The sequence below is a fragment of the Streptomyces sp. NPDC002868 genome (genome assembly GCF_055563295.1).
Map to the genome: position 1 here is coordinate 166,249 of NZ_JBVHDR010000006.1, position 21,134 is coordinate 187,382.

Annotated in this window: 21 protein-coding genes and 1 pseudogene; 10 read left to right on the forward strand and 12 right to left on the reverse strand. The window is 67.2% G+C overall.

Translation table 11 applies throughout. The features are described from left to right. Nucleotides 1-361 precede the first annotated feature (361 nt). Nucleotides 362-820 carry an Lrp/AsnC family transcriptional regulator gene (locus tag ACZ3H8_RS19955; protein ID WP_467403579.1) on the forward strand — a complete coding sequence of 153 codons (459 nt, stop codon included), beginning with the start codon at nt 362-364 and terminating at the stop codon, nt 818-820. A gap of 314 nt (nt 821-1,134) precedes the next feature. Here the strand turns inward: ACZ3H8_RS19955 and ACZ3H8_RS19960 are convergent, their stop codons facing one another. The 5 genes from ACZ3H8_RS19960 to ACZ3H8_RS19980 are packed head-to-tail and all read right to left on the reverse strand — an operon-like array spanning nt 1,135 to nt 4,736. Next, nucleotides 1,135-1,746, reverse strand: coding sequence for a GNAT family N-acetyltransferase (locus ACZ3H8_RS19960; RefSeq protein WP_467404078.1), 612 nt, complete (start codon nt 1,744-1,746; stop codon nt 1,135-1,137). Between the two features lie 4 nt (nt 1,747-1,750). Continuing rightward, on the reverse strand, nt 1,751-2,581 hold the full coding sequence (locus tag ACZ3H8_RS19965; RefSeq protein WP_467403582.1) for a 4'-phosphopantetheinyl transferase family protein: 831 nt from the start codon (nt 2,579-2,581) through the stop codon (nt 1,751-1,753). After that, nucleotides 2,575-3,426 (reverse strand): NAD(P)-dependent oxidoreductase, encoded by an 852-nt coding sequence (locus ACZ3H8_RS19970; protein ID WP_467403584.1) that lies wholly within the window; start codon nt 3,424-3,426, stop codon nt 2,575-2,577. The genes ACZ3H8_RS19965 and ACZ3H8_RS19970 overlap by 7 nt, the downstream gene beginning before the upstream one ends. Before the next feature lie 31 nt (nt 3,427-3,457). Then, entirely contained in the window at nt 3,458-3,700 is a 243-nt protein-coding gene (locus ACZ3H8_RS19975; RefSeq protein WP_467403585.1) for a phosphopantetheine-binding protein, read from the reverse strand. Further along, nucleotides 3,690-4,736: an alpha/beta hydrolase gene (locus tag ACZ3H8_RS19980; protein WP_467403587.1), complete on the reverse strand. Its 1,047-nt coding sequence runs from the start codon at nt 4,734-4,736 to the stop codon at nt 3,690-3,692. Before ACZ3H8_RS19980 ends, ACZ3H8_RS19975 begins: the two co-directional genes overlap by 11 nt. Nucleotides 4,737-4,787: 51 nt before the next feature. Here ACZ3H8_RS19980 and ACZ3H8_RS19985 point away from each other — a divergent pair, with 51 nt between their 5' ends. After that, nucleotides 4,788-4,949 carry a hypothetical protein gene (locus ACZ3H8_RS19985; protein ID WP_467403589.1) on the forward strand — a complete coding sequence of 54 codons (162 nt, stop codon included), beginning with the start codon at nt 4,788-4,790 and terminating at the stop codon, nt 4,947-4,949. A 157-nt stretch (nt 4,950-5,106) separates the two neighbouring features. Here the strand turns inward: ACZ3H8_RS19985 and ACZ3H8_RS19990 are convergent, their stop codons facing one another. Genes ACZ3H8_RS19990 through ACZ3H8_RS20000 form a run of 3 tightly spaced genes read right to left on the reverse strand, consistent with a single transcriptional unit; the run spans nt 5,107 to nt 9,316 of the window. Beyond that, entirely contained in the window at nt 5,107-6,189 is a 1,083-nt protein-coding gene (locus ACZ3H8_RS19990; RefSeq protein ID WP_467403591.1) for a glycine cleavage T C-terminal barrel domain-containing protein, read from the reverse strand. After that, entirely contained in the window at nt 6,186-7,268 is a 1,083-nt protein-coding gene (locus ACZ3H8_RS19995) for a thioester reductase domain-containing protein (RefSeq protein ID WP_467403593.1), read from the reverse strand. Before ACZ3H8_RS19995 ends, ACZ3H8_RS19990 begins: the two co-directional genes overlap by 4 nt. 14 nt (nt 7,269-7,282) lie before the next feature. Further along, nucleotides 7,283-9,316: an amino acid adenylation domain-containing protein gene (locus tag ACZ3H8_RS20000; RefSeq protein WP_467404081.1), complete on the reverse strand. Its 2,034-nt coding sequence runs from the start codon at nt 9,314-9,316 to the stop codon at nt 7,283-7,285. Nucleotides 9,317-9,858: 542 nt separating this feature from the next. On the opposite strand from ACZ3H8_RS20000, the gene ACZ3H8_RS20005 reads away from it, so the two are divergent. From ACZ3H8_RS20005 to ACZ3H8_RS20035, 7 genes and pseudogenes are all read left to right on the forward strand, one after another. Continuing rightward, nucleotides 9,859-9,972 carry a DUF3050 domain-containing protein gene (locus ACZ3H8_RS20005; protein WP_467404084.1) on the forward strand — a complete coding sequence of 38 codons (114 nt, stop codon included), beginning with the start codon at nt 9,859-9,861 and terminating at the stop codon, nt 9,970-9,972. Next, nucleotides 9,948-10,486 (forward strand): annotated as a pseudogene (locus ACZ3H8_RS20010) (DUF3050 domain-containing protein). The gene ACZ3H8_RS20005 and the pseudogene ACZ3H8_RS20010 overlap by 25 nt, the downstream one beginning before the upstream one ends. Beyond that, nucleotides 10,428-10,898: a GNAT family N-acetyltransferase gene (locus ACZ3H8_RS20015; protein ID WP_467403594.1), complete on the forward strand. Its 471-nt coding sequence runs from the start codon at nt 10,428-10,430 to the stop codon at nt 10,896-10,898. Before ACZ3H8_RS20010 ends, ACZ3H8_RS20015 begins: the two are co-directional and overlap by 59 nt. Beyond that, the gene (locus tag ACZ3H8_RS20020; protein WP_467403597.1) at nt 10,895-12,421 is read left to right on the forward strand and encodes a class I adenylate-forming enzyme family protein; all 1,527 of its coding nucleotides are present in this window, start codon (nt 10,895-10,897) and stop codon (nt 12,419-12,421) included. The genes ACZ3H8_RS20015 and ACZ3H8_RS20020 overlap by 4 nt, the downstream gene beginning before the upstream one ends. After that, nucleotides 12,418-13,314, forward strand: coding sequence for a hypothetical protein (locus ACZ3H8_RS20025; protein WP_467403598.1), 897 nt, complete (start codon nt 12,418-12,420; stop codon nt 13,312-13,314). Before ACZ3H8_RS20020 ends, ACZ3H8_RS20025 begins: the two co-directional genes overlap by 4 nt. A 171-nt stretch (nt 13,315-13,485) precedes the next feature. Next, complete coding sequence (locus ACZ3H8_RS20030; RefSeq protein ID WP_467403600.1) at nt 13,486-14,685, forward strand: MFS transporter; 1,200 nt, start codon at nt 13,486-13,488, stop codon at nt 14,683-14,685. Between the two features lie 136 nt (nt 14,686-14,821). Then, nucleotides 14,822-16,372, forward strand: a complete 1,551-nt coding sequence (locus ACZ3H8_RS20035; protein WP_467403602.1) for a condensation domain-containing protein — start codon at nt 14,822-14,824, stop codon at nt 16,370-16,372. Between the two features lie 51 nt (nt 16,373-16,423). Here ACZ3H8_RS20035 and ACZ3H8_RS20040 read toward each other — a convergent pair whose 3' ends face one another. Continuing rightward, on the reverse strand, nt 16,424-16,630 hold the full coding sequence (locus tag ACZ3H8_RS20040; protein WP_467403605.1) for a hypothetical protein: 207 nt from the start codon (nt 16,628-16,630) through the stop codon (nt 16,424-16,426). Nucleotides 16,631-16,708: 78 nt separating this feature from the next. On the opposite strand from ACZ3H8_RS20040, the gene ACZ3H8_RS20045 reads away from it, so the two are divergent. Further along, nucleotides 16,709-17,557, forward strand: a complete 849-nt coding sequence (locus tag ACZ3H8_RS20045; protein ID WP_467403607.1) for a hypothetical protein — start codon at nt 16,709-16,711, stop codon at nt 17,555-17,557. Between the two features lie 665 nt (nt 17,558-18,222). Here ACZ3H8_RS20045 and ACZ3H8_RS20050 read toward each other — a convergent pair. Genes ACZ3H8_RS20050 through ACZ3H8_RS20060 form a run of 3 tightly spaced genes read right to left on the reverse strand, consistent with a single transcriptional unit; the run spans nt 18,223 to nt 21,115 of the window. Further along, nucleotides 18,223-18,990 carry a tetratricopeptide repeat protein gene (locus ACZ3H8_RS20050; protein ID WP_467403610.1) on the reverse strand — a complete coding sequence of 256 codons (768 nt, stop codon included), beginning with the start codon at nt 18,988-18,990 and terminating at the stop codon, nt 18,223-18,225. Then, nucleotides 18,929-20,830 carry a S1 family peptidase gene (locus ACZ3H8_RS20055; RefSeq protein WP_467403611.1) on the reverse strand — a complete coding sequence of 634 codons (1,902 nt, stop codon included), beginning with the start codon at nt 20,828-20,830 and terminating at the stop codon, nt 18,929-18,931. The genes ACZ3H8_RS20050 and ACZ3H8_RS20055 overlap by 62 nt, the downstream gene beginning before the upstream one ends. A gap of 57 nt (nt 20,831-20,887) precedes the next feature. Further along, nucleotides 20,888-21,115 carry a trypco2 family protein gene (locus ACZ3H8_RS20060; protein ID WP_467403614.1) on the reverse strand — a complete coding sequence of 76 codons (228 nt, stop codon included), beginning with the start codon at nt 21,113-21,115 and terminating at the stop codon, nt 20,888-20,890. Between the last annotated feature and the right edge of the window lie 19 nt (nt 21,116-21,134).

Below are 21,134 nucleotides of genomic sequence, written 5' to 3' on the forward strand. Positions count from 1 at the left end.
GCGGCCGGCGGGGCAGACCTGGCGACGGCCATGCAGAGCCGGGCCGGCCGTGCCCCGGGTGGGCAACGAGGATGCCATCACTTCGCCGGCCGGCTTGCATTCGTAGCCCTCAGGCGTGAATCACGCCCATGGACCTGAAGTGATGCGTAGCGGGGTTGCAGTCCATCGCCACTTGTAGTGAAGCGATATACCGAATCGGTAAGTCAGGAGACCGTTGAATCCAGTACAGGTACGGTACACGAATCAACCGTAAGTCCAGCAAGTGCCATCTCAGGTAATGAGACCGCCGGTGCGATGCCGGGTTATGCAACTACCGTGAAACTAACGGAAGTTGTTCAGCAGGGTTGCTATTGTGGCCCTCATGAGTAGTGACCGGTCCCTGGATGCCATAGACCGCGCAATATTGCTCCAACTAGCCAGAAATGGCCGCCTCACCAATGTTGAGCTCGCGCAGCGCGTGGGCCTGAGCCCCCCGCCCTGCTTACGCAGGGTCAAGCGTCTGCGCGAGGCGGGCGTGATTTCCGGATATCGCGCCCGTATCGACCCGGCGGTCATGGGGCGCAACGTCGAGGTCGTCATCGCGGTCGAGGTCGGTGGCCACGACCTCGCGTCACTCGAAGAGTTCGAGAGGCAGGTGGCCGCGTACGACGAGGTGATCGAGCTGCGGCGGATGTTCGGGCGGCCCGACTTCTTCATCCGTGTCGCAGTCGAGGACCACGCCGCGTACGAGAAGTTCCTGACCAGCCGGCTCATTGCGCTGCCCGCCGTGACGAGGGTGGACTCGCACCTGACGATGAAGACGGTCAAGTCCGAGGACTGAAGGCGTTGAAGGGGTTCGATGGGGCGGTCGGCGTCGAAAGCCGCCGGGATGTCGAGTCTCGGCGCCGCTGTTCATGTGTCGATGATGCTCCCGCGAGCAGCGAAACATACCAGCCATTGCGTTACACAATCGCTGGTAACTGTGTTGCTCGGCACGGGTCTCAGATCCGGTAAGGCGACCTCTCTTGAACCAGAGAGCGGACTTCTCCGCTCCGTCGGATCGGCGCCCCTGCCACGCCTATCGCCAATTGGCAATAGGCGATAGGTGAGAGATTGAATTCTTCTGTCGCGGTAGTGCGGTACGCAGCCGCGTAGTCATGTGGTGAGTCGCTCGAGCAAGCAGGTCTTGACGCCGTCCCATTCCGCGCTCACAACGGAGTACATGGCGGAGTCCCTGAGCTGCCCCTTTTCGCCAGGGGCCCAAGACATCGACCAGTTGCGCAGCACGCCCTCGTAGGTGGCGCCGATGGCCTCGATGGCCCGTCGCGACTGTTGGTTGCGGGCGTCAGTCTTGAGATCGACCCGCACCACCCGCAGTTCCTCGAAGGCGTACTGCATCAACAGCAGCTTCGCCTCGGTGTTGATCCCACTGCCCTGAGCGGAGGCGCCGAGCCAAGTGAAGCCGATCTCGACAGCCTGCAGATCCTGTCGACCCGGCCAGTACCGGGGGTCCCAATACGCCGTGCAGCCCACTGCGCGACCGTCGCTCTGCCGGACCAGCGCGAACGGGACGAGTCCCTGCGCCATGCGGTCGAATTGAGCTGCCAGATAGTCGACGACCTGCTCGGCCCGGGGGACGAGCGTGAAGGCGTAACTGCTGCGATCCTCCTCTGCGGCCCGAGCGAGGTCGGCTGCGTGATCAGCGGACAACGGCTCGAGTCGGACCAGGGAGCCAGTGAGTGTGGGGACATGGAACCACGGCTGCATCGCGTCACCCTTCATCGTTCCTGGCGTCAACACACCTGGGACCGGCCCCGAGCCCATCGGTGACTCCGGCTTGGGCCGGGAGTACCAGTTCAGGCGAGGGAGCGACGGCCACTGCGGCTGCATAGCCGTTCGGCATGGTGATGTCCTGGATACTCCACCCCGCAGGGGCCGCGGCAGGCTGACCGCTTGTCCCCGTTCGGATGTGCCGCAGCCCGCCGGCCAGTCCGCTGCCCCGCCCCTTGAGATACGACTCCTTGCGCACCCAGGTACGGGCGAACGCCTCCGGCTTGCGGTGGTCCGGCGTCGCGTCCAACTCCGCTGCCTCCTCTGGGTGCAGCCGCCTCTGCACCCGTTGCACCATCCCGACGGAGGGGAGTTGCTGCACGTCGACACCGACTGTCCGGGCGGACATGGCGATCAGCGCGAGTCTGCCGGAATGCGAGAGGGAGAAGTGAGGTGACCCGCCCGCCACTGCGGGGCGTCCGTGCGGGTCGCCGCACAGCGGACACGGCTCGCGGACCAACGACACCTTTGCCGCTTCGAAACCGATGGCCCAGCTGAGCAGTGCACGCAGGGCCACGTGGGCGGCGACGTACGTGTCGCGTGCGGCAGCATCGTGCAGTGACGCGGCGCGCTGCTGCTCCTCGGCGTCAAGGATGTCAAGGGCCAGTACCTCGGCGTGCGCCGCGTGCCGACGTGAGTCCACCAGCCAGAGCATGTACGGCCGGCGCACCATCATCTCCGGTCCGGCGCACCACGGCGGCTCCTTGCTGCGCAGCAGGGCGCGTAAGGTCGGAACATCGAGGTAGCGCGGGGTCGTCGAGGCGATCACCATTCGTTGAGGTGGGACACCGAGCCGAAATCGACCTCGCCACCGTACTGATCGAGTGCCTCGGACATTCGGTCCCCGGCGGCGCGCCCGACCGGGGAGGCGACGCCCAGTTCCGCCGCCAGATCGAAGGCGTGCCCCAGGTCCTTGACCATGTAGTCCAGCTTGAAGCCCGCAGTGAAGTCGCCCACCATGACCCGCTTCGGATACAGGTTCGCCAGCTGGGCGTTGGCGCCCCCACCGCCGGATGTGATGGCGTCGATGGCCACGGACACATCGAGACCGGCTTCGCGCACCATCGCCAGGGCCTCACCGGATGCCACTGCGTTCACCGCCACCAGGTAGTTGTTGATCAGCTTGACGGTGAGGCCGGAGCCGACGGGTCCGCAGTGCCGCAGACGTTCCCTGTCGCCCATCGCGGTGAGGACGGGACGGGCCCGCTCCAGCGCCTCCTGCGGTCCGCCGACCCAGAACGCCAACGTCCCGTCGCGTACCGCGGCGATACCGCCTCCGGCCGGGCTGTCCAGGTAGCTCACGCCGTGCCGCTCGGCCCGGGCGGCGAGTTGGCGGGCCACCCTGGGCGAATGCGTCGTCATCTCCAGGAGGACCGCACCCGGGTCGGCCACGGTCAGCACTGCGTCCACCACCGACTCGACCTCGCCGGAGTCCGGCAGAATCGAGCAGATCACCTCCGCGCCTTCAGCCGCCGCTTCGGGCTTGTCGACGACGTTCCAGGCGTCCGGCAGTCGGCCAGGGTCCCGCGAAGAGACCACGACGTCGTGCTCCGCGGCGAGGAGCCGCTCCACCATGGGTGCCCCCATCAGGCCGGGGCCGATGAATCCAACCTTCATGAAGAAATCCCTTCCGTCGGACCGAGTGGCGTCAACGAGTGAAGACGAACGTGTAGGTGCTGCGTAGCGTCGCGATCGCGTTGAAGTCGAGTGAGTCGATCTCGACCTCCCCACCGCGCTGCTGCTCGAGGAAGTCGAGGAAGGCGAGCGTCCCCAGGGAGTCCAGCAGCCCTGACTGGAAGAGATGGGTGTCGGGAGTCACCAGCGATGTGTCGGCGCCGATCTCTTGCAGGAACTCAAGGGCGTTCTGGACGAATTCGTCCTCAGACGACATGGACATCCTCCTCAGGTGGTGGCTGGTGCCTGTCGCTCTCACTTCGGCGAGCCCGGATGGGGTTTTGGCCCAGCCTGGTACGCAACACTTCGTGGTGCTCACGGCGGGCCCGGAGCGAGAGCGGCGCCGAGGACAGCGTGTCGAAGGCGTGGAACGCCCCGGCGAGGCAGTGCAGTTCGGTGGAGGCACCGGCGTCTGCGAGCGCCCGCGCGTAGTGCGCGCCCTCGTCCCTCAACGGGTCGAGCTCCGCGGTCATCACGTAGGCGTCCGGCAGTCCCGACAGGTCGGTGGCGCGACCAGGGGCGGCATACGGGGACACGTTGCCCCGCCGCTCCACCGGCCCCAGGTAGTGGTTCCACATGTGCACGCAGTTGGGGGCATCCCATGCGGGCGTGTCGGTGAACGCCCGCATGGAAGCCGTCCGGAGGCGGTCGTCCGTCACGGGATACAACAGCATCTGCAGCGCGGGTGCCGGGAGTCCGCCGTCCCGGGCGCGCATGCACAATGCCGCCGTGAGAGCCCCGCCTGCGCTGGCCCCGGCGATCGCGATCCGCGCTGTCTCCACGCCGATCGATGCACCCTTGGCGCACAGCCACCGGTAGGCGGCAACGCAGTCGTCGAGGCCGGCAGGGTAAGGGTGCTCGGGGGCCAGCCGGTAGTCCACGGCCACCACGGTGCACCCCGTCTCCCGGCAGGTTTCCAGGCAGCGGGGATGTTCGAAGTCGAGGTCGCCTGAGATGAAAGCACCACCATGCAGGTACACCACGGCGGGTCGAGGACCTGACTCGGCCTTGGAGCGGTAGATCCGCACTGCCACCTCGTGCCCCGTACCGTCGTGCACGACGCGGTCCTCGACGTGTACGGCGGGATCGGCGGCCACCCACAGGCCCGCGAACTGCGACACTTTGATGCGGCGGGCGGCTTCGCGACGTACGGCCTCCGCATCGGCATGGTCGACGCGCCGGTAGAGCCGGGCGACCCGGTACAGGTCGGGGTCGATGCGATACGCCGTCGTGCTGTGTGAAGCAGTGCTCATGAACTCTTCCCCGATGCCGAGTCCGTTCGAGATTCGTGTCGCCGGTACGCCGTGGAGGGCGTCTTGGCCAACAGCGGCTTCGCGCGCAAAGGGCTGCACCTGCGCTCGGTGCCGGCCTGTGAGGTCGCCGCCGGCCTTGAGGACGACGGGCTCGGCGAGGTGCCCCACTGCGTCGAACTCGTCGTGGTGGTTCTCAGGCGAGCCCCCACGTAGTGCGGGTAGGTAGGCACCGCCCGGCATCGCACCGGCGACAGATACGCGATCGGGACGGGGTCCCGCAGCCGGCGGTAGGCCGCGTGTGGGTTCTTCAGGACCCAGGCGTCCGCCGGTTCGAAGAATCCCATGGCGTCGATGCCTTGCTCCCGCGTACTCACAGCGCCGCCTTCAGATCGACGGGGACCGCCCTGACCTTGCCCTCGAGTTCTCCGTGCGGGCCGCGCACGGTCACCGGGGTCCCCACGTCGATGTGTGAGCGTACGAACGCGAATCCGAGGCCGCGGTGTAACCGAGGCGCATAGTTCCCACTGGTGATACGGCCCACCACGTTGCCGCGATGGAGCAGTACGCCGCCTGCGGGCGGGGCCTGGCGGGTGCCCATCACCACGGCGCGCAAGACACGGTCGAGCCCGCGGCGGGTTCGCGCGATCAGAGCCGCGCGGCCCACGAACTCGGTGTCGAGCGCGACCGACCGTGAACTGCCCGCCTCCATGGGGGAAATGGAGATGCCGAGTTCGAATCCGTATCTGGGGATGCCGGCTTCCAGACGGTGCGTCTCGCGCATCGCCAGGCCCGCCGGCGCGACCCCCGCGTCGACCAGTCGTCGGTACACGGAGCGTGCGATGGCCACCGGCAGGTCCAGCTCGAAGCCGATCTGCCGCCCGAATCCGGTAGTGGCGACGCGCACGGGATGCCCGTCCAGCACCGCCTCGCGCACCGTGAAAAGGGGCAGCTCGGCTGGGTCCACCTCCAGTGCGGCCAACTCGTTAGCCGCGCGTGCCCCTTGCAGTGCGAGCAGTACGCGACCGGCAGCGACGTCCTCGATGCTGCATGGTCCTGTGGTCCCCTCGGCGTGCGTGCCGCGCAGCGCGCCGAGCACGGCCTCGGGGCGGCTCGGTGTGAGGATGAACTCCTCGTCGCTCACCCACCACACCATCAGGTCGTCGACCACGTCGGCGGTGTCCGGTGACAGCAGGAACGTGTACTGGCTATGGCCCGGGCGCGAGCGCCGTAGGTCATTGGTGAAGGTGCGCTGGACGACCTCGAAGGCACCGGGGCCCGCTACCCGAACGCGCCCCAGGTTGGACGAGTCCCATACCACGCAGCGTCTGCGGTGGGCCTGGTACTCCCTGAAGGCGCCGCCGAATTCGAGCGGGAGCAGCCAGCCCTCGGACTCGACCATGCGTGCACCGAGTCGCGTGTGCTCGTCGTGCAGCTGCAGCCGGCGCGGGCTCATCGCGCTCCCTGCGGGTCAGGGCCGCGGACAGCGGCTCGGGAGGGGAGTTCGCCGTGCTCACGCCATGTCTCGACGGTCTTGGCCAGCAAGGCTGCCGCAGGCGGCAGCATGGGGTACTCCTGGTCGAGTTGTGTCCGTGCACGGGTGGCCCGCAGCGCAGGACGGTTGTCGAAGACGAGCGGTTCCTCGGGCAGGGACGTGGCAAGTCGAGCGATCGACGTGTCCTCGCGCCCCGCGCGGTACACCAATGAACGCCACTTCACGTAAGGGATCTCGGCGAGTTCGTACCCGGCCGCGCGCAGCACGTCGACCGCGCCACGCCAGGGCAGTGTCTCTTCGGACACCAAGTGGTACGCGCGGCCGTGGGAGTCCGTGCGGCCGGACAGCGTCACGATGAGCGAGGCGACCCAGTCGACAGGACTGAGCCGGATGGAACCAGTCAGATCAGGCACCACGCCGAGGTGCACACAGCAGCGGAGGATCTGCTCCAGCAGATCGCTGGGGTTGGAACGGCCCGTGCGGGAGTCCGCCGTGACCCGGCCCGGCCGGAAGATGGTTGCGCTGAGGCGCATTTCCTGATGGGCGGTGCTGACGAGGCGGTCGGCCGCCCATTTCGACTGTGCGTACCCGCCCACGACCGGATCGATGAGTTCAAAGGGCTCACCGGTCACGGTGTGCGCCACTGACGCGAGACTGCCGATGTGGCAGAAGAAGGCGCCACGGGATTCGGCAAGAGCCAGCAGGCTTTCCGTGGAGGCGACGTTGGACGGATGGAGCGAGGCGTAAGGGAGAGACATGTTGACCCGGGCACCGCAGTGCACGACACGTGTCACGTCCTGCCCGAGGCGTTCGAACTCTCCTTTCGACAGCCCCAGCTCCGGCTGTTCGAGATCACCGGAAGCAACTTCCAGTCTCTCGCGGGCGCCGGGTGGCGGGTAGTCGCAAGCGGAGCGCAGCCTCCCGGTTCGCTCGGTGTGCGTCGCGCCCCGCACGACGCAGCGCACTCTGTCGCCGAGTGCCATGAAGCGTCCCGCCAGTGCCGCGCCGAGAAACCCGGTCGCCCCGGTGAGTAGCGTCACAGATGGAGTGCCTGTCATATGGAGCGCCTCGGGGCCGTGGTCGAGCCGAGCTTCTCGGCGTACGCCCGTACGGTCGCGGCGTCCGAGGTCGGGACCGGAACCTCGTAGCCCAATTCCTTACCTATGCGCACGGCGACATTGACGGCGGCCAAGGAGTCACCGCCCAGCTCGTAGAAGCTGTCGTGCAGGCCGATCTCGTCGATGTCCAGGACGTCGCCGTACGCACCGGCGACGATACGGTCCGTCCGGCTCCAGCGGTCCGGCTCGCCCAGTGCACGGGGCGAGCCGGCGCTCAGTGGCAACGGCTCGGGAAGGGCGTGAGTGTCCACCTTGCCGTTGGCGTTCACAGGGAAGTCGGACAGGACCGCCCAGTGCGTGGGCACCCACTGCGGCGGATACAGGGCCTCCAGCGCGGACTTCGCCGCATGTGGCTCGAGAGCGGCTTGCGGCCCGTGGAGCAAGAACGCCTCCAACGTCACCTGGCCGTCCCGCGTCCGCGGCAGCACCAGTGCCTCCCTGACCCCTGGCACGCCCCGCAAGGCCTGCTCCACGGCGCTGGGCTCGACGCGGTGGCCGCGGATCTTGACCTGCCGGTCGGCCCGCCCGAGGACCGTGATCACTCCATCGGCGTCCATGCGTGCGAGATCACCAGTCCGCAGGAGGCGGGAGCCGTCCGTGCCCCACGGGTCGGGTATCCACCGCTGAGCCGTCATCCCGGGCCGGTTACGGTAGCCACGCCCCAACGACGGGCCACCAACGAGAAGTTCACCTGTCTCGTCGATGCCGACCGGCTCGCCGTTGCTGTCGACGATGTAAGCGTCCACGTTGTCGATCGGCCGCCCGATGGGCACCCTGCTGCCGACCCTCTCGCTGCCGCTGAGCCAGTGACAGAAGCAACCGTGTGTCTCGGTGAGCCCGTAGTGGTTGACGACCACTCGCTCCGGCGATCCGGCCATCCATTCCTTGAGCTCGCGGGTGCAGGTCAATGCCTCGCTGCCCACCATGAGTTGGCGTGCCAGCCCGGAGCTGGGGACCGCGCGCGCCGTCATCATGCGGATGTGCGTCGGAGTGAGCTTGAGCAGCCCGCCCTGCGTCGTCGTCGAGAGTTCCAGCAGGGCGTCGGTAGTTGCACCGTCGGGGACGACTGTGATGGGCCAGCCCTTCAGGAGGGGCGTGAAGATCGTGGTCAGGGAGCCCAGGAAGAAGAGGGACGCGCTCAGGAACGTCGTTTCGTGAGATCGGTGGTCGAATGCGTCTCCGCACCACAGCGCGTAGTTGACCAGCTGCCGATGGGTGCCTTCGACGCCCTTGGGCTCGCCGGTCGTGCCTGAGGTGTAGAAGACAAAGGCCAGATCGTCCGCGCCGGCCGCGGTTAACGGGGATACGGAGGACGGCGGCGCGGCGCGCAGTTGTCGGATCGTCAGCGTCGTGCGGCCCGGAGCTGCGAGCCGATCCGCAAGCTCCTCCGTGGCGATGACGATACGGGTGCCGGAGTCCCGCAGAATCGACTCGATTCGTTCCAGGGGCAGTTCGCACGACAGGGGCAGGTAGGCACCCCCGGAATCCAGGACGGCGAGGATGGCGGTCAGCGTGTCCAGGCCGCGGGGCAGCAGAACCGCGACTGGTACCTCACGGCTGCACCCCACTTCAGCCAGCGCGTGAGCCCATGCGGCGGCGGTGTTCAGGAGCTCCCCGCGGGTGACGCGGTCCGGGCCGTGCGTCGCGGCTAGCCGGCCGGCGGAAATGTCCTGCGCCCTTACCAGTGAGGTGATGGAGGTCTCGGGCACCGAGCGGCGTGTCCCGAACGCGACCGCCGTGCTGTCGGGCGGCTCGGTGCGGGGTGAGCCGGCAGGGGCGGGGAGGGCGGGCGGTGGGGTCGCGGTGCTCGTCCTGTCGATGTGCTCGAGGCACGCCTCGCGGGGCCCTGAGAAGCCCGCCGGCCGCCAGCCGCCGGGGAGTTGGCGCTCGGTCGGCCAAAGTGATCGCTGTCCCGCAGAGTTGACCACGACATTGAAAACGGCGTCGTTGAGATTGTCCCAAAGGACCATGCTCACCTCGACTCACGATGGTGCCACCACGGTGACGAGCACGCGCCCAGCCACGTGGATGGCTTCGGAGGGCCTGCAACGGCGATCACGGTACACGTGCAACCGGACGGTCGGTATGTCGGGCAGGCAGCACAGAGTTAGAACGCATTTTTCTTCGAATCCAGTCGAGTTGATGGGCAACAAGATGTTGCGGCTGGTGGCTCCGAAGACAGAAAGATGCGTTCACGCAGCCTACCCGAGGGGTCACTGACCGTGTATTCCATATTTCGAGATGCGGATTGACGGAGGTTGGGATGTTCTGCATGATCTACCGGGCCTCCACTGTGAGTGAATCTATGGCGCCAAGGCCGCTGAGTCGTGTACGGCCTGTTTTGGAAAACCTTCGGTCAAGGTCACCAGGAGTTCGGCATGTCAATTTCGCGATATCGCGGGGATCGTACGCATGTAGGTCTCAAGACTGTGCAGTATGCAATCGACCGTCGGCGCGCCGAAGTTCTGGAGCACCCATCTATATTTCCCTGTCCAGCTTGGCGGACGTCAGGATGTTCCTGCGCAGCCATGTCTTCGGGGTGTGGGACTTCATGTCTCTTCTGAAAACCCTTCAGCAGAAGCTGACGTGCGTCACGGTGCCATGGACGCCGCAGGTCCCACCGTGAGCCGGCGGCTCATCAACGAGATCGTGCTTGTCGAGGGGAGCGACGCGTACGGCGACGGCTTCATCAGCCACTTCGAGCTCTGCCTTGACGGCATGGAGCAGGCCGGATCGGACCGTACGGGCATCGACGGGTTCCTGGCGCAGCTGCGCGCGGGCGCCGATGTGCCGACGGCGCTGAAGGGGCGTCGATCCCGTATCCGGCAGCCGAGTTCGTCGCGAGGACCTGGGACATTCTGTCCACGGCGCCAGTGCACTGCCAGGCGGCCGCTTTCGCCTTCGGCCGGGAGGACCTCATCCCGGAGATGTTCGAGCAGGTCGTCCGGATCGACGATCACGGTGGTCGGCCGGCGTTGTTCAAGGACTATCTGGCGCGGCACATCGAGGTGGACGCGGAAGCTCTGGGACGGGATCCACGCCGAACTTGCATGACTCATCACGCAGGAGGGTCGAAACCTGATGACCGGGACGGGAGAGGCCGCGGAACGCGGAAGAGAGTGCCGTATCGCCGAGGCTGAAACGGAGCAGGACATCCGCAGATGTTGGCCTGTATTCCGTGAACTGCGCCGGAATATTCCGGATGAAGAGATGTACGTGGGCCGGTGGAGACGGCAGCGAGCCGAGGGGTACAGAATCTCCTTCTTGGAGAGGGACGGCGAGATTCTGGGAATCGCTGGGTACCGTTTGGTGAACTCCATGGCGTGGGGTCGCATCATATATCTGGACGACCTTGGAGTCTTGGAGGAGGAACACGGGGAAGGGCTGGGAGCTGCACTTCTGGGGCATGTACAGAAAGCGGCCGCCGAGCTGGGGTGTGAAGCAGTTCACTTGGATACCGGGTATCACAGGAAACGGGCGCATAAAACCTATCTCCGCAATGGGTTCGAACTGGAGAGTCACCACCTCAAATGGGAGGTCGTCGGAACGTGAGGGAATTGCTCAAGCGTCACGAGTACCTTGCCGAGACCCGCCCTGACGACCCGGCCATCAGCTACCGGAACGAGTCGCATGCCGGGACAACCCTCACCTGGGCCGACTTGTGTGTGCGGGCCGAGAAGCTGCGGCAACTCCTGCTCGAGAACGGTATGCGCCGGCACCAGGTATGTGCCCTCGTCCTGCACGACCATCCGGATCTCGTCCCCGTCCTGCTGGCTCTGTGGCAGCTCGACTCCCCTCCGGTGCTGCTCGACCCCAAGTGGGGCTTCCGGCTCACCGAAGCCGTCCTTGCCCATAGCACGCCGAGCTTCCTCATCGAGACCGATCCCGAGCCGCGCATACGCCGCATCGGCCCGGACTCCGATGAACATCCCCCGGTCGACGCGATGTTCATCGGCTACACGTCAGGCAGCACAGGCGATCCGAAGGCCATCGTGTTCACGCACGAACGCCTTCACGAAGGCACGCTCGGCAACGCCTCGGCGTCGGAGCGTCTGCACGGCTCCCGTCCACGACGCATCGCCCGGTCGATGCGGATGTCCGGCTCCGGAGTCATCAACCTGCACCACACGTGGAGCGCCGTGCTGGGGGCGTGCGTGGTGGTGCTGCCGGAACTCACCGTGACGAACGCGAGCGACTACTGGGCCCGGATCGCGGCTCACGGCATCGATCAGACCTTCCTCGTCCCGCAGTTGATCGACGTGGTCAACCGATTCGCCGCCGACCGGGACACATCCGGTGCCGGTCCGCTCTGTTTCACGGGCAGCGCACCGCTGTCCGCGCGGATCCAGGACCGCTTCCAGCAACGGTTCGCCCTCCCCCTGTTTAACGCGTACGGGCTCTCCGAGACTTCGTCGGCCGCCTTCTTCGGCCAGCGGGGACGGGACGGACTCGCGACCAACAGCATCGGGATTCCCGAGCGGGCCGAAGCGCGGCTGCGTGACGTGACGGGACGGGTCGTCGAGAGAGCGGGAGAAGGTGAGATCGAACTGCGCGGTGCTCAGATCTTCGACGGCTACTACCGCAACGAGTCGGCTACGCGGGAGACGCTTGTCGACGGTTGGTTGCGCACCGGTGACATCGCACGTCGTGACACGGACGGCTTCTACCACCTGGTGGGGCGGAGCAAGGACGTGGTGATGAAGGGCAGTTACGCCATCTACCTGAACGAGGTGGAGGAGGTGGCGCTGGCTCACCCTGACGTCCTGGAGGCTGCGGGAGTGCCCCTGCGCCTTGCTGACAGCAGTGAGGACATCGGAGTCCTGGTCCGGCTCGTGGATGGCAGCGAGGCGAGTGCTGCTTCCTTGCTGACCTGGCTCCGAGAGGCCCTGGGGGTGCAACGGGCGCCCTGCCGCGTGGTGCTGACCGCCGAGCCGCTGCCCCGGGGCGGTCAGGACAAACTGGAGCGCCCGCAAGTCGTCGCGCGCTGGGACGCCCTGCCCAACGTGCCGCACAGTTGGCGGAGTTCATGGCAGGGGCCGAGCGACGCCGGTGCATCCGGCGAAGGGCAGCGGTGATCGCCGGGATCACGCACCTGACGATGGAGGCGAACCTGGAGCGGGGTGTCGATGCCGGTACGACATGGGGGTTGGGACTCCAGTTCCGTGACGAAGTCGCGCTTCCGGCTTCCTTCGAGCGGGTCGAAGACGACGACCACATGCTGCCGCTCGCCCTGCTGACCGGCGCCGGCATCAAGCTGGAGGTCGTCCAACACCGGCGGACGTCCGGTGTTCCGGGCGCGTACACCGGCGTCTTCGCGTGCCGCCCCTCGGATGGCCTGTCCGTACGGGACCGGACTCCTACCCGTGAACTGCTTCGCCGAGCAGGCGTGGTGGAGGACCCGGTGTGCGTGGCTCTACCCGTGCCGGGCAGCGAGGCATGGTTCGACGCTTCGGCGGCATCCGACGGGCTCGCGGGCATCGTGTGTTCGGTGCGGGACGTGCCGCGCGAGGCGGAGTTCTGGACTGACTTCGCGAAGGCCAAGTGGGGTCGTGTCGCGGCCGATGGAGCGTGGGGGCACCTTCCTTCGCCGCTTCCCGAGGCCTTCGGCGCGCTCGTTCTCGATCCGCAGACCGTCGGTGTGCCCACCCGAGCAGGTGTGGGTCACGCGATGAACGATCAAGGTTTCCCCTCGATGGGTGTGCTGAGCACCGCCGTCGATGTCGACTGCGCCAGAGCGGTCGACGCAGGCGCCGTGCTGCGCGCTGCGCCGATCACCACCACCGTTGACGGTCGACCGTTGCGCATGGCGCTGATCGAAACACCGGGAGGTGCACCAGTCGAACTCCTCTCCGTGGCAGCCGGTACCCGTCGGCTGAGGAGCCCTGGCCGCACTGCGCCGCGCGTGGAGCGGAAGCCTGCTCCCGTGCTGCCGGAATCCTTGGGGGCTCCGACGAGGAGGCAACACTGAACTGCGCGTCCGGCCGCGGCGGGAGTCCACCTCTCCTGCTCCGGCTATGAACTCGGCGATGCCGCTGCCCATCGGCAAAGGGCCGTCCCTGACGTGTAGCGCCGTCCTGTTGAGCCACCATTGACTGGATCGTCCATGGTTCATGCTTTGCGCACCAGAGATCCTCAGGCTGTGACGGGCTTGTGGACTCGAGATTTCCTGCTGTTCTTCATTGCCCGCATCACATCGCTGCTCGGCGACGTGATGCTGCCCGTCGCCATCACGGCCGCCGTGATCGAGTCGGGGTACGGCGCAGAAGGCGTCGGCTATGCACTCGCCGCACACGTAGCACCGTTTGCTGCCCTCCTGATCTTCGGCGGGGTGCTTTCGGACAGGTTCGGCGCCCGCAGGCTGATGGTGGCCGCGGACGCCGGCCGACTGGTGCTCCAGGTGGCACTTGCTCTGCTGTTCCTCCGGGGTCGACCGGAACTCTGGCAGATCCTCACGCTGTTGGCCCTCACCGGAGCCGGCGGAGCGGTCTTCCAGCCCGGTGTCGCAAGCGTCACGCCGCGGATCGCCCGGGATGTGCAGAGGGCGAACGCCACCCTCGGCGTCGCGCAGTCGGTTGCTACGGTGGGCGGCCCTTCGCTTGCCGGGTTGCTGCTTGCGTTCGCATCGCCTGGGTGGGTGGTCGCCTGCGACGGAGTGACCTTTGCGGTGAGTGGGATATGCCTGCTCTTGGTCCGCTCGGTGTCGATGACCGGTGCGGGCAGCGGGGCGAGGAAGTCGTTGCGTCAGGACTTGAGCGAGGGGTGGCACGAGTTCCGTGCCAGGACGTGGCTATGGAGCGTCATCGCGCTCTGGATGGCCTTGCAAGTGAGCTCCTGGGGGCCCACGCTTACCCTCGGGTACAGCACGCTGGTGACCGACCACGGGGCTTCGGTCTTCGGTTTGATCATGTCGGCGTTCGGGGTCGGCAATGTGCTCGGTGGCCTAGTGGCGTTGAGGCTTCGCCCCAAGTACCCGCTCAGGGCGGGCACGCTTGCTGTGAGTGTGTACATCCTCATGCCGCTGGGAGTCGCCCTCGGCCTCTCCGAATCGCTCGTCGCGGTCTGCTTCGCCATCGGCGGCGCCGGCCTGGCGTTCTGGGGCGTGATGTTCCACACGAGCGTGCAGACCCTTATCCCTCAGCATGTCCTGGGACGGGTCCACGCCTACGACGCCGCGGGGTCACTGGTCATGTTGCCGGTCGGGCAGGCGATAGCAGCCCCGGTCGCGGTGGCCCTGGGCACGGTCCCTGTGCTGTTCACGGCCGCGTGCATGGGGCTGTTCGTCTGCGCGCTCCTGCTGGCTGTCCCGGCTGTGCGCAACCTCCGAAGAGCCGATGGCTGAGGCCGGCGTATGAGTATCGATGGGGCGCGCGGGCTCGCTCCTGGGGCCCGACGGCGCAACGGCTGTCCGCCTCGCACTCTCCGACGACAGCGATTCCTGGAAGGAGATGAGGAGGATCGTGGGTGACGATCGGACCTTGCTGGAGCTCAATCCGTCGCAGCTGCGCAACCTGCGGAACTGGTCCAGCAGTGAACTGCCGGACCAGACTCTGAACTTGGTGCTGCCGGTGCGTCACAGCGTGACTGCGGCTGAAGCCCGGGAGGTGCTCGGGGAACTGATACGAGCCCACGAGGGGCTCCGTAGCCGGCTCGCCCGGGATGAGGCAGGCAGGCTACTCCAAGAGGTCCTGCCGCCTGAGGTGGCCGCGGCAGCGGTGCGTTTCCCAGACCTGGTGGAGACGGTTGAGCACCGGGACGACGGCGCAGACACCTGGGATGCCATCCCGGTGCCGCCCGAGCAAGGCGCTCTGAAAGCCGTGCTCTTCACCCGGGCCGCCCACGTCGTCGCGATCAAGGTCAGCCTCTCGCATGTGTTCGTGGATGCACTGGGGGCGCAGGTTGCCGCACGCCATTTGCGGCAGCTCCTCGCCGGAGACATCGACCGCGGGTTCCGGGCTCCGCGGCAGGCCAGTGCATTCGCCAGATCGCCCGAAGACCCAGTGATCAAGAGCAATACGGAGCATTGGCGGGAAACTCTCGCAAATGCGCCGAGATCATGTACGTACAGCGCAGTGAAACGGGAGAAGGAAGAGCTCTGCCAGGTGGCGCAGGAGCCTCTCGACCCCGAAGAGGCGGACGGAATGGAACGTTCTTGCAGGGAGCTGGGTATCAGCCCGCACACTGCATGGGTAACTGCCATGAGCGCCGTGGCGAGCCGACTCTCCGGAAGCCATCGCCAGGTATTCAAAGCCACCTATGCAAACCGCCTCTGGCCCGCCGACTTCCGCGCCGTCGCGCAGCTCGCCCAGCCGGTCTTCGCCGTCATCGACGGGAACGAGGACGACTCCGTGCGGGCGAGGGCCGAGAAGACTGCTCGCAGCTTGGCGTCGGCGTTTCGGCACGGCATGTACGATGCGAATTCACTCTTGGACTGGCTGAACTCAGAAGCGATGTTCAACGGCGCTGTTTTCCAGCCGGCCTTCGAGGTCAACTACCTTCCTGCCCTGGGTCGCGAGGAAGCCGAATCCCTCCGTCTGCCAGAGACCGATGAGGTCCAACTGGCCACCATTGGTATCGACCCCTATTCGGCAAAGCCGGAACTCGGCCTGGTGGTGCGTCATCTGCCGGATCCGCACCTGTGGCTCACCGCACGCCGGCCGGTAATCGCGGAGCGAGATGCCCCCATCGTCCTGCAGCACTGCTTGGCGGTCATCCGTGCACTCCGCGATCGCCCGGACGCTGCAATCTCCGAACTCCCCATCCCTGCCTTTCCTGAGTCCGGAGACCTGTTGCGAGGCCACCGCAGTCAGGTGGCGGTCGATCTGCGGATGACCCGGTCACTGGTGGAATCTGCTCCGGGGGTCGATGCCTGCGAGCTGGACCCCGTGCGTGATGCCGATGGGACAGTGCGGATTCGGGCGCGGCTCCGCATGGCGGGACGGCAGGAGCCAGCCCGGCTTCTGCCATGGCTGCGCCGCGAACAACCTTGGTTCGCAGGCTCCGTGATACCGGACGACCTGGTGATCTGAGTACGTCTCGTTGCTGTTGACAGGGAGGGCGAATGCGGGCACGCATAATGATCACTGGTGGTAGCGGATACGCCGGATCAACCCTGGTGAAGAGGCTTGCCGAGGACGGTGGATCCAGGCGCCCTTGCTCTCGATGCCGCAGAGGTCAACGAGGCGGCCCTCTTCGCCGTCGACGCCCTGCCGAAGGACATGTTCATCCAGGAACGCCGCATCCTTGCTCGCCTCCTCCCCTCCTCGGCAGCTGAAGTTGTCGATCATTGATACGTCCTCGCTGGTTTTTGACGCGGGGACTCTGCGCCCGACAGGCGCCCATCGCCGCCAGGAAGGAGTGGAGCCATGCGCATCGAACTGGCCTGTGTGCCCGGGGAGTCGGATGTCCCCAACGAAGACTTGGCCGCCGTCTCTCTCCCCTCCTCCGGTGGCGGCGGCTCACTCGTCGTGTTGGACGGCGTGACCCCGCCGGCCGACGGTGACACAGGGTGCGTGCACGCGGTGCCCTGGTTCACCGCCCGCTTCGGCGCCGCGCTGCACGGGCTGGTGGGGGTGCGGCGTGAGCTCACCCTGGCCGAGTGCCTGGCCGAGGCGATCGAGCGGACCGCGGACGCGCACCGTACGAGCTGCGACCTCAGGCACGTACACACCCCGCAGACCACCGTTGTCGCCGTGCGCTGGGACCAGGATCGAGTGGAGCACCTGGTCCTCTCCGACTCGACGCTGCTGCTCAAGGCGCCCGGCGGGCCGCTGCGCGTGGTGTTCGACCGGCCCGTGCTCGAACTGCCGGCGCCGCTGCGGGCGCTGCGCGATCGGGAACAGGAGCTGCCGCCCGGTTCGCCGGAGCAGGAGACGGCGAGGCGGGAGTACGGGCGGGCGGTGGAGGAGCTGCGCAACGTCGAGGGCGGGTTCTTCACCGCCGCGGCCGACCCGGACGTCGCCCGGCGCGCAGTGACCGGGAGCACGTCGCGTGCCGAGGTTGCGACGCTGGCGGCACTCACCGACGGCGCGACTCGCTGGACGGAGGTCTTCGGGATCGGCGACTGGGAGGCCTTACTCAGCCTGCTGCGCAAAGAGGGCCCGCAGGCGCTTGTCGACCAGGTGAGGGCGGCGGAGTCGGCCGACCCGCTGGGGCGTGAACATCGGCGCGGCAAGACGCATGACGACGCTTCGGCGATCTATGTGGAGCTGTAGCGACGAGCCCACTGCCGGTGTGGGTGCCGGTGTCGGCAGGTGCTGTTTTGGGGGGTCTTCGAACTTGATGGGGGTGCGGCGGTGACGGGCGGGCTCGGCTGTCACGCTGTGTGAGGAAGTTGGTGTGTGGGCGCCGCAGACGTAAGAAGCCCGGCCGAGGTTGACGGGTCTGTGCCCCACCCACCAGCCCGGTCGTGGGTGCCCGTAGGGGTCGGGGAGCGGCTCGGTCAGGCGTACCAGGTACTCGAGGACGCCCTTGATCTCTGTTCCGTTGGGGGCTCGGCGCAGGAGGAAGGCGCCGAGGCCGGTGAGGCCGCGCAGTACGTCGTATTCGGCGAAGCTGGTGGGGCGGCCCTGGTCGATACGGGCTTGGGCGGCCTCCAGTCGGCGGCGGGTGTGCGTGGCCACGATCTGGTCGAGGGTGTCGCTGAGGTCTGCTGGGCTGGTCAGTCGGCCGCTGGGGGTTGGTGTGGGTCGGCTGCGGTCGCGGTGGTTGCAGTACTTCGCTGCTGTACTGCAACGGCTCCAGAGGGCCCATGCCATCCTTCGGGCAACGTGCAGGTGTACGGCGTGGTTGCGAGGACGCCTGCGCCGCCTTGTCGGTGATCTCGTACCGTCCGAGCCCATGGCGATCGCGAGCGGAGGGACGATGTCCGGCTTCAGCCTCATCGACGCAGGGCCTTTTGGATTTGAAGAGAGTGCGCCAGCTCTTCTCCGAATATCCCGGGGTGCCGTGAGTTCAGGGCCTGGTAGGTCTGAACGGCGCGGGTGATGGCTGTCAGGGCGTCCTCCCGCCGCCCCAGATCCGCCAGACGGTTGGACTGGTTGTTCAGGGCCGTGGCGAGGTCGGGGAGGAACGCGTCGGGACGGGCCTCGGCCAGGGTCTGGTAGGTCTGAACGGCGCGGGTGATGGCCGTCAGGGCGTCCTCCCGCCGCCCCAGATCCGCCAGAAAGGCGGACTGGTTGTTCAGGGCCGTGGCGAGGTCGGGGAGGAACGCGTCGGGACGGGCCTCGGCCAGGGCTTCGTGAATTTCGACGGCGCGGGTGATGGCCGTCAGGGCGTCCTCCCGCCGCCCCAGATGCGCCAGACGGTTGGACTGGTTGTTCAGGGCCGTGGCGAGGTCGGCTTGCGTGCTGTCGTCGCCTTGACGGTGCAATTGCTCCACGATGGTAGTGATCAGTGCGGCGGCCCACTCGGCCAGTTCCAGAGTGGATTCTGGGAGACGGTCGTGGAGGGCTGTGAGAAGCCTGGTGTCGTTGGCGGTGGCGGTGAGTTGGGTGAGGGCGGCGGTCAGCGGCGCTGGGTAGCGGCTTTGGGTGGCGGTGTCGATGGCGGCGGGGCCGAGGGTGGCGGGAGCCGCCGCAATGCCATCAGTCAGGACAGCGGCGATGGCGGTGTGGTGGTGGGGGTGCTCGGCGGTGCGGGTCAGCATGGAAAGGGCGTAAGCAGCCTGTCTGTCCTGCAAGGTCGCCAGGATGCGGGTGAACAGACCCCTTTCTAGCGCCGAGGTGGTGTTCGCCGATGCGGTCGGGTTGCAGGCTGCCCCAGTAGGTGCCGCTGGCAGCCGGATACAAGTCCTCCAGCCAGGTCGCCAGGGATCCGCGGATGCCCGCGGCATCGTCTCCGCCAAGTCCGGGGAGGTGCATCAGAAGAGTGCGGGCGTGATCGCGGTCGGTGGCGGGGACCATGCAGGCCAGGGCGACGGCGAGGGCTCTGGTCTCGGTGCCCGTACGCTCGCCGGTCAGCCCACGAGCTGTGGCCGTCTCATCCCAGTAGTTCCGTTCGTGCCCCAACAGCCGTGCCTCTAGCGAAGCGGCTGCCCCAACAGCCGGGTGTGTGCCGTCGGCAGCAGCAGTGTCGAGCAATGTGTTCAGAGCGTACATCTGCACTGACAGCGGCAGGTCGTATGTCGAGCCGGTCAATGCGGGGCCGGCTGCTTGAGCGGTGAGGCCGGGGACACGGGCGGCCCAGTCGATGCGGGGGTAGATCTGCCGCAGGCCCCTGCTGAGGTGCTGTAGAGCCTGTTGGTAGGCGTCGGCGCGGTCCTCGCTGCTGTGGTGCAGGGGTGGAACACTCCTGACGGGAGCGGTGGACAGCAAGGTCCCGTTGTGGTTGCCGGCGGCGCGGGTCCACCAGTCCCCGGCCGCGCGAGCCAATGCCAGGATTCGCACCGGCCTGGTGACCTCCGGCCGGTCCACCGCCCGCAGCAAGGCATGCAGCTGCCCGACGCGGGTCTCGGCATAGTCAACTACCACGAGCAGCGGACGCCGCACCAAAGAGAATCCGGTCAGGGATGCGCTTGCATCGGTCGTGAGGCGGACGGTGGTCCATCCCTCGACGGCCAGGCGCGCCGCTAACTCCGTCGACAGTCGGGTTTTGCCTGCCCCGCCCGGACCGGTCAGCAACCGTACCCGCACCGCACCCAGATCCTCACCCCAGCCCTCGTGCGACTCCTCCCCGGGGACCGTCGAGGATTGGCACCAGTCGATCAGCTCCTCCAAGAGCTCCGCCCGCCCCTGGAACGCCACCACCGCGTGTTCCGGGCGCAGGAGGTCTGCAGGTGAGCGCGGCGGGCGGGGAGCAGAAGTGGAGTCGGTGATGTGCTGCAGGTCCGCCGGTTCCAGCAGCATCGGCCGCCCGGTATGCCGCGTGATCAAGTCACGGAAAGCGGGGTCGCTGGCCAGGACGTAGACGGGGACAGCCTCGAGGTGGGTGTGGGACCAGCCGGGTGGATCACCGACCACGATTCCGGTCAGCAGCGGGGGCAGCTCGGGGTCACTGCCGCAAAACAGTGCGGCCCCCGACATCCCACGCCACGGGGATTCAGATCCCCGCTTCTGTGCCCCGCCGGGACCGTCCAGGACGTAGCGGTCCCGCTCGGCCAGGCTGCCCGGATTCACCATCCCGGTGCGCTGCACCGCCGCTAGAGCTTCGTCCCTGGTGCGGCCGACCAGGGGGTAGCCCATCGCCTGCGCCTCACACGGGCGCGGCGTCACCAGGCGCCCCCAGCGCACCGGAGCGACCGGTCCCGGCATCAGGTCTTCGTCGGCCTCCAGCAGCGCGGCGTCCCACACCCCACGCGGGCTGTCCTCAAACCGCCCCCACACCCGCCGGCATCGCACCCGCCCCGCACGGCCCACCAGCTGAACCGACACATCGCCTGGGTCCTTCACCACATGCTCAGCCGTCAGTACCAACCGCGACCCCAACACATAGCCCGACCCCTGCGACGCCTCACCCAAACGCACCACGGCTACACGCCGGCTATCCACCCTGCCCCCTCCCAGCCTTGCGGCCCGCTCAGCCCGGCTGCCGCAGCCAGGGAACGCTCAATTGTCGAACTGCGACTCCATCAGCTTCTCGGTGGTATCCGCCCGGTCAGTGTTCACGTGATACGGATCCCCCGTCGTGGTGTCCTTCGGGGTGAGGACCAGTTTCACGCGGTGCACGGACGCTTTCGACATCGAAGCCTCAGCTCCCGCCGACACCACCCACGCCTTCAACCCGGCCTTGCCTTTGCCCTCCTTGCGCATCTCCACAGAGAACTCCAGCTCCACCGGCCCTACTTCAAGCGTG

Bases quoted from the DNA above. Each gene is read 5' to 3' on its own strand.
- ACZ3H8_RS19970 (WP_467403584.1), bottom strand. From the start codon at position 3,426: ATGAAGGTTGGATTCATCGGCCCCGGCCTGATGGGGGCACCCATGGTG.
- ACZ3H8_RS19990 (WP_467403591.1), bottom strand. From the start codon at position 6,189: ATGAGCCCGCGCCGGCTGCAGCTGCACGACGAGCACACGCGACTCGGT.
- ACZ3H8_RS20015 (WP_467403594.1), top strand. From the start codon at position 10,428: ATGACCGGGACGGGAGAGGCCGCGGAACGCGGAAGAGAGTGCCGTATC.
- ACZ3H8_RS19975 (WP_467403585.1), bottom strand. From the start codon at position 3,700: ATGTCGTCTGAGGACGAATTCGTCCAGAACGCCCTTGAGTTCCTGCAA.
- ACZ3H8_RS20045 (WP_467403607.1), top strand. From the start codon at position 16,709: ATGCGCATCGAACTGGCCTGTGTGCCCGGGGAGTCGGATGTCCCCAAC.
- ACZ3H8_RS19980 (WP_467403587.1), bottom strand. From the start codon at position 4,736: ATGAGCACTGCTTCACACAGCACGACGGCGTATCGCATCGACCCCGAC.
- ACZ3H8_RS19955 (WP_467403579.1), top strand. From the start codon at position 362: ATGAGTAGTGACCGGTCCCTGGATGCCATAGACCGCGCAATATTGCTC.
- ACZ3H8_RS20005 (WP_467404084.1), top strand. From the start codon at position 9,859: ATGTTCCTGCGCAGCCATGTCTTCGGGGTGTGGGACTTCATGTCTCTT.
- ACZ3H8_RS20040 (WP_467403605.1), bottom strand. From the start codon at position 16,630: ATGATCGACAACTTCAGCTGCCGAGGAGGGGAGGAGGCGAGCAAGGAT.
- ACZ3H8_RS19960 (WP_467404078.1), bottom strand. From the start codon at position 1,746: ATGCAGCCGTGGTTCCATGTCCCCACACTCACTGGCTCCCTGGTCCGA.
- ACZ3H8_RS20000 (WP_467404081.1), bottom strand. From the start codon at position 9,316: ATGGTCCTTTGGGACAATCTCAACGACGCCGTTTTCAATGTCGTGGTC.
- ACZ3H8_RS19965 (WP_467403582.1), bottom strand. From the start codon at position 2,581: ATGGTGATCGCCTCGACGACCCCGCGCTACCTCGATGTTCCGACCTTA.
- ACZ3H8_RS20050 (WP_467403610.1), bottom strand. From the start codon at position 18,990: ATGCTGACCCGCACCGCCGAGCACCCCCACCACCACACCGCCATCGCC.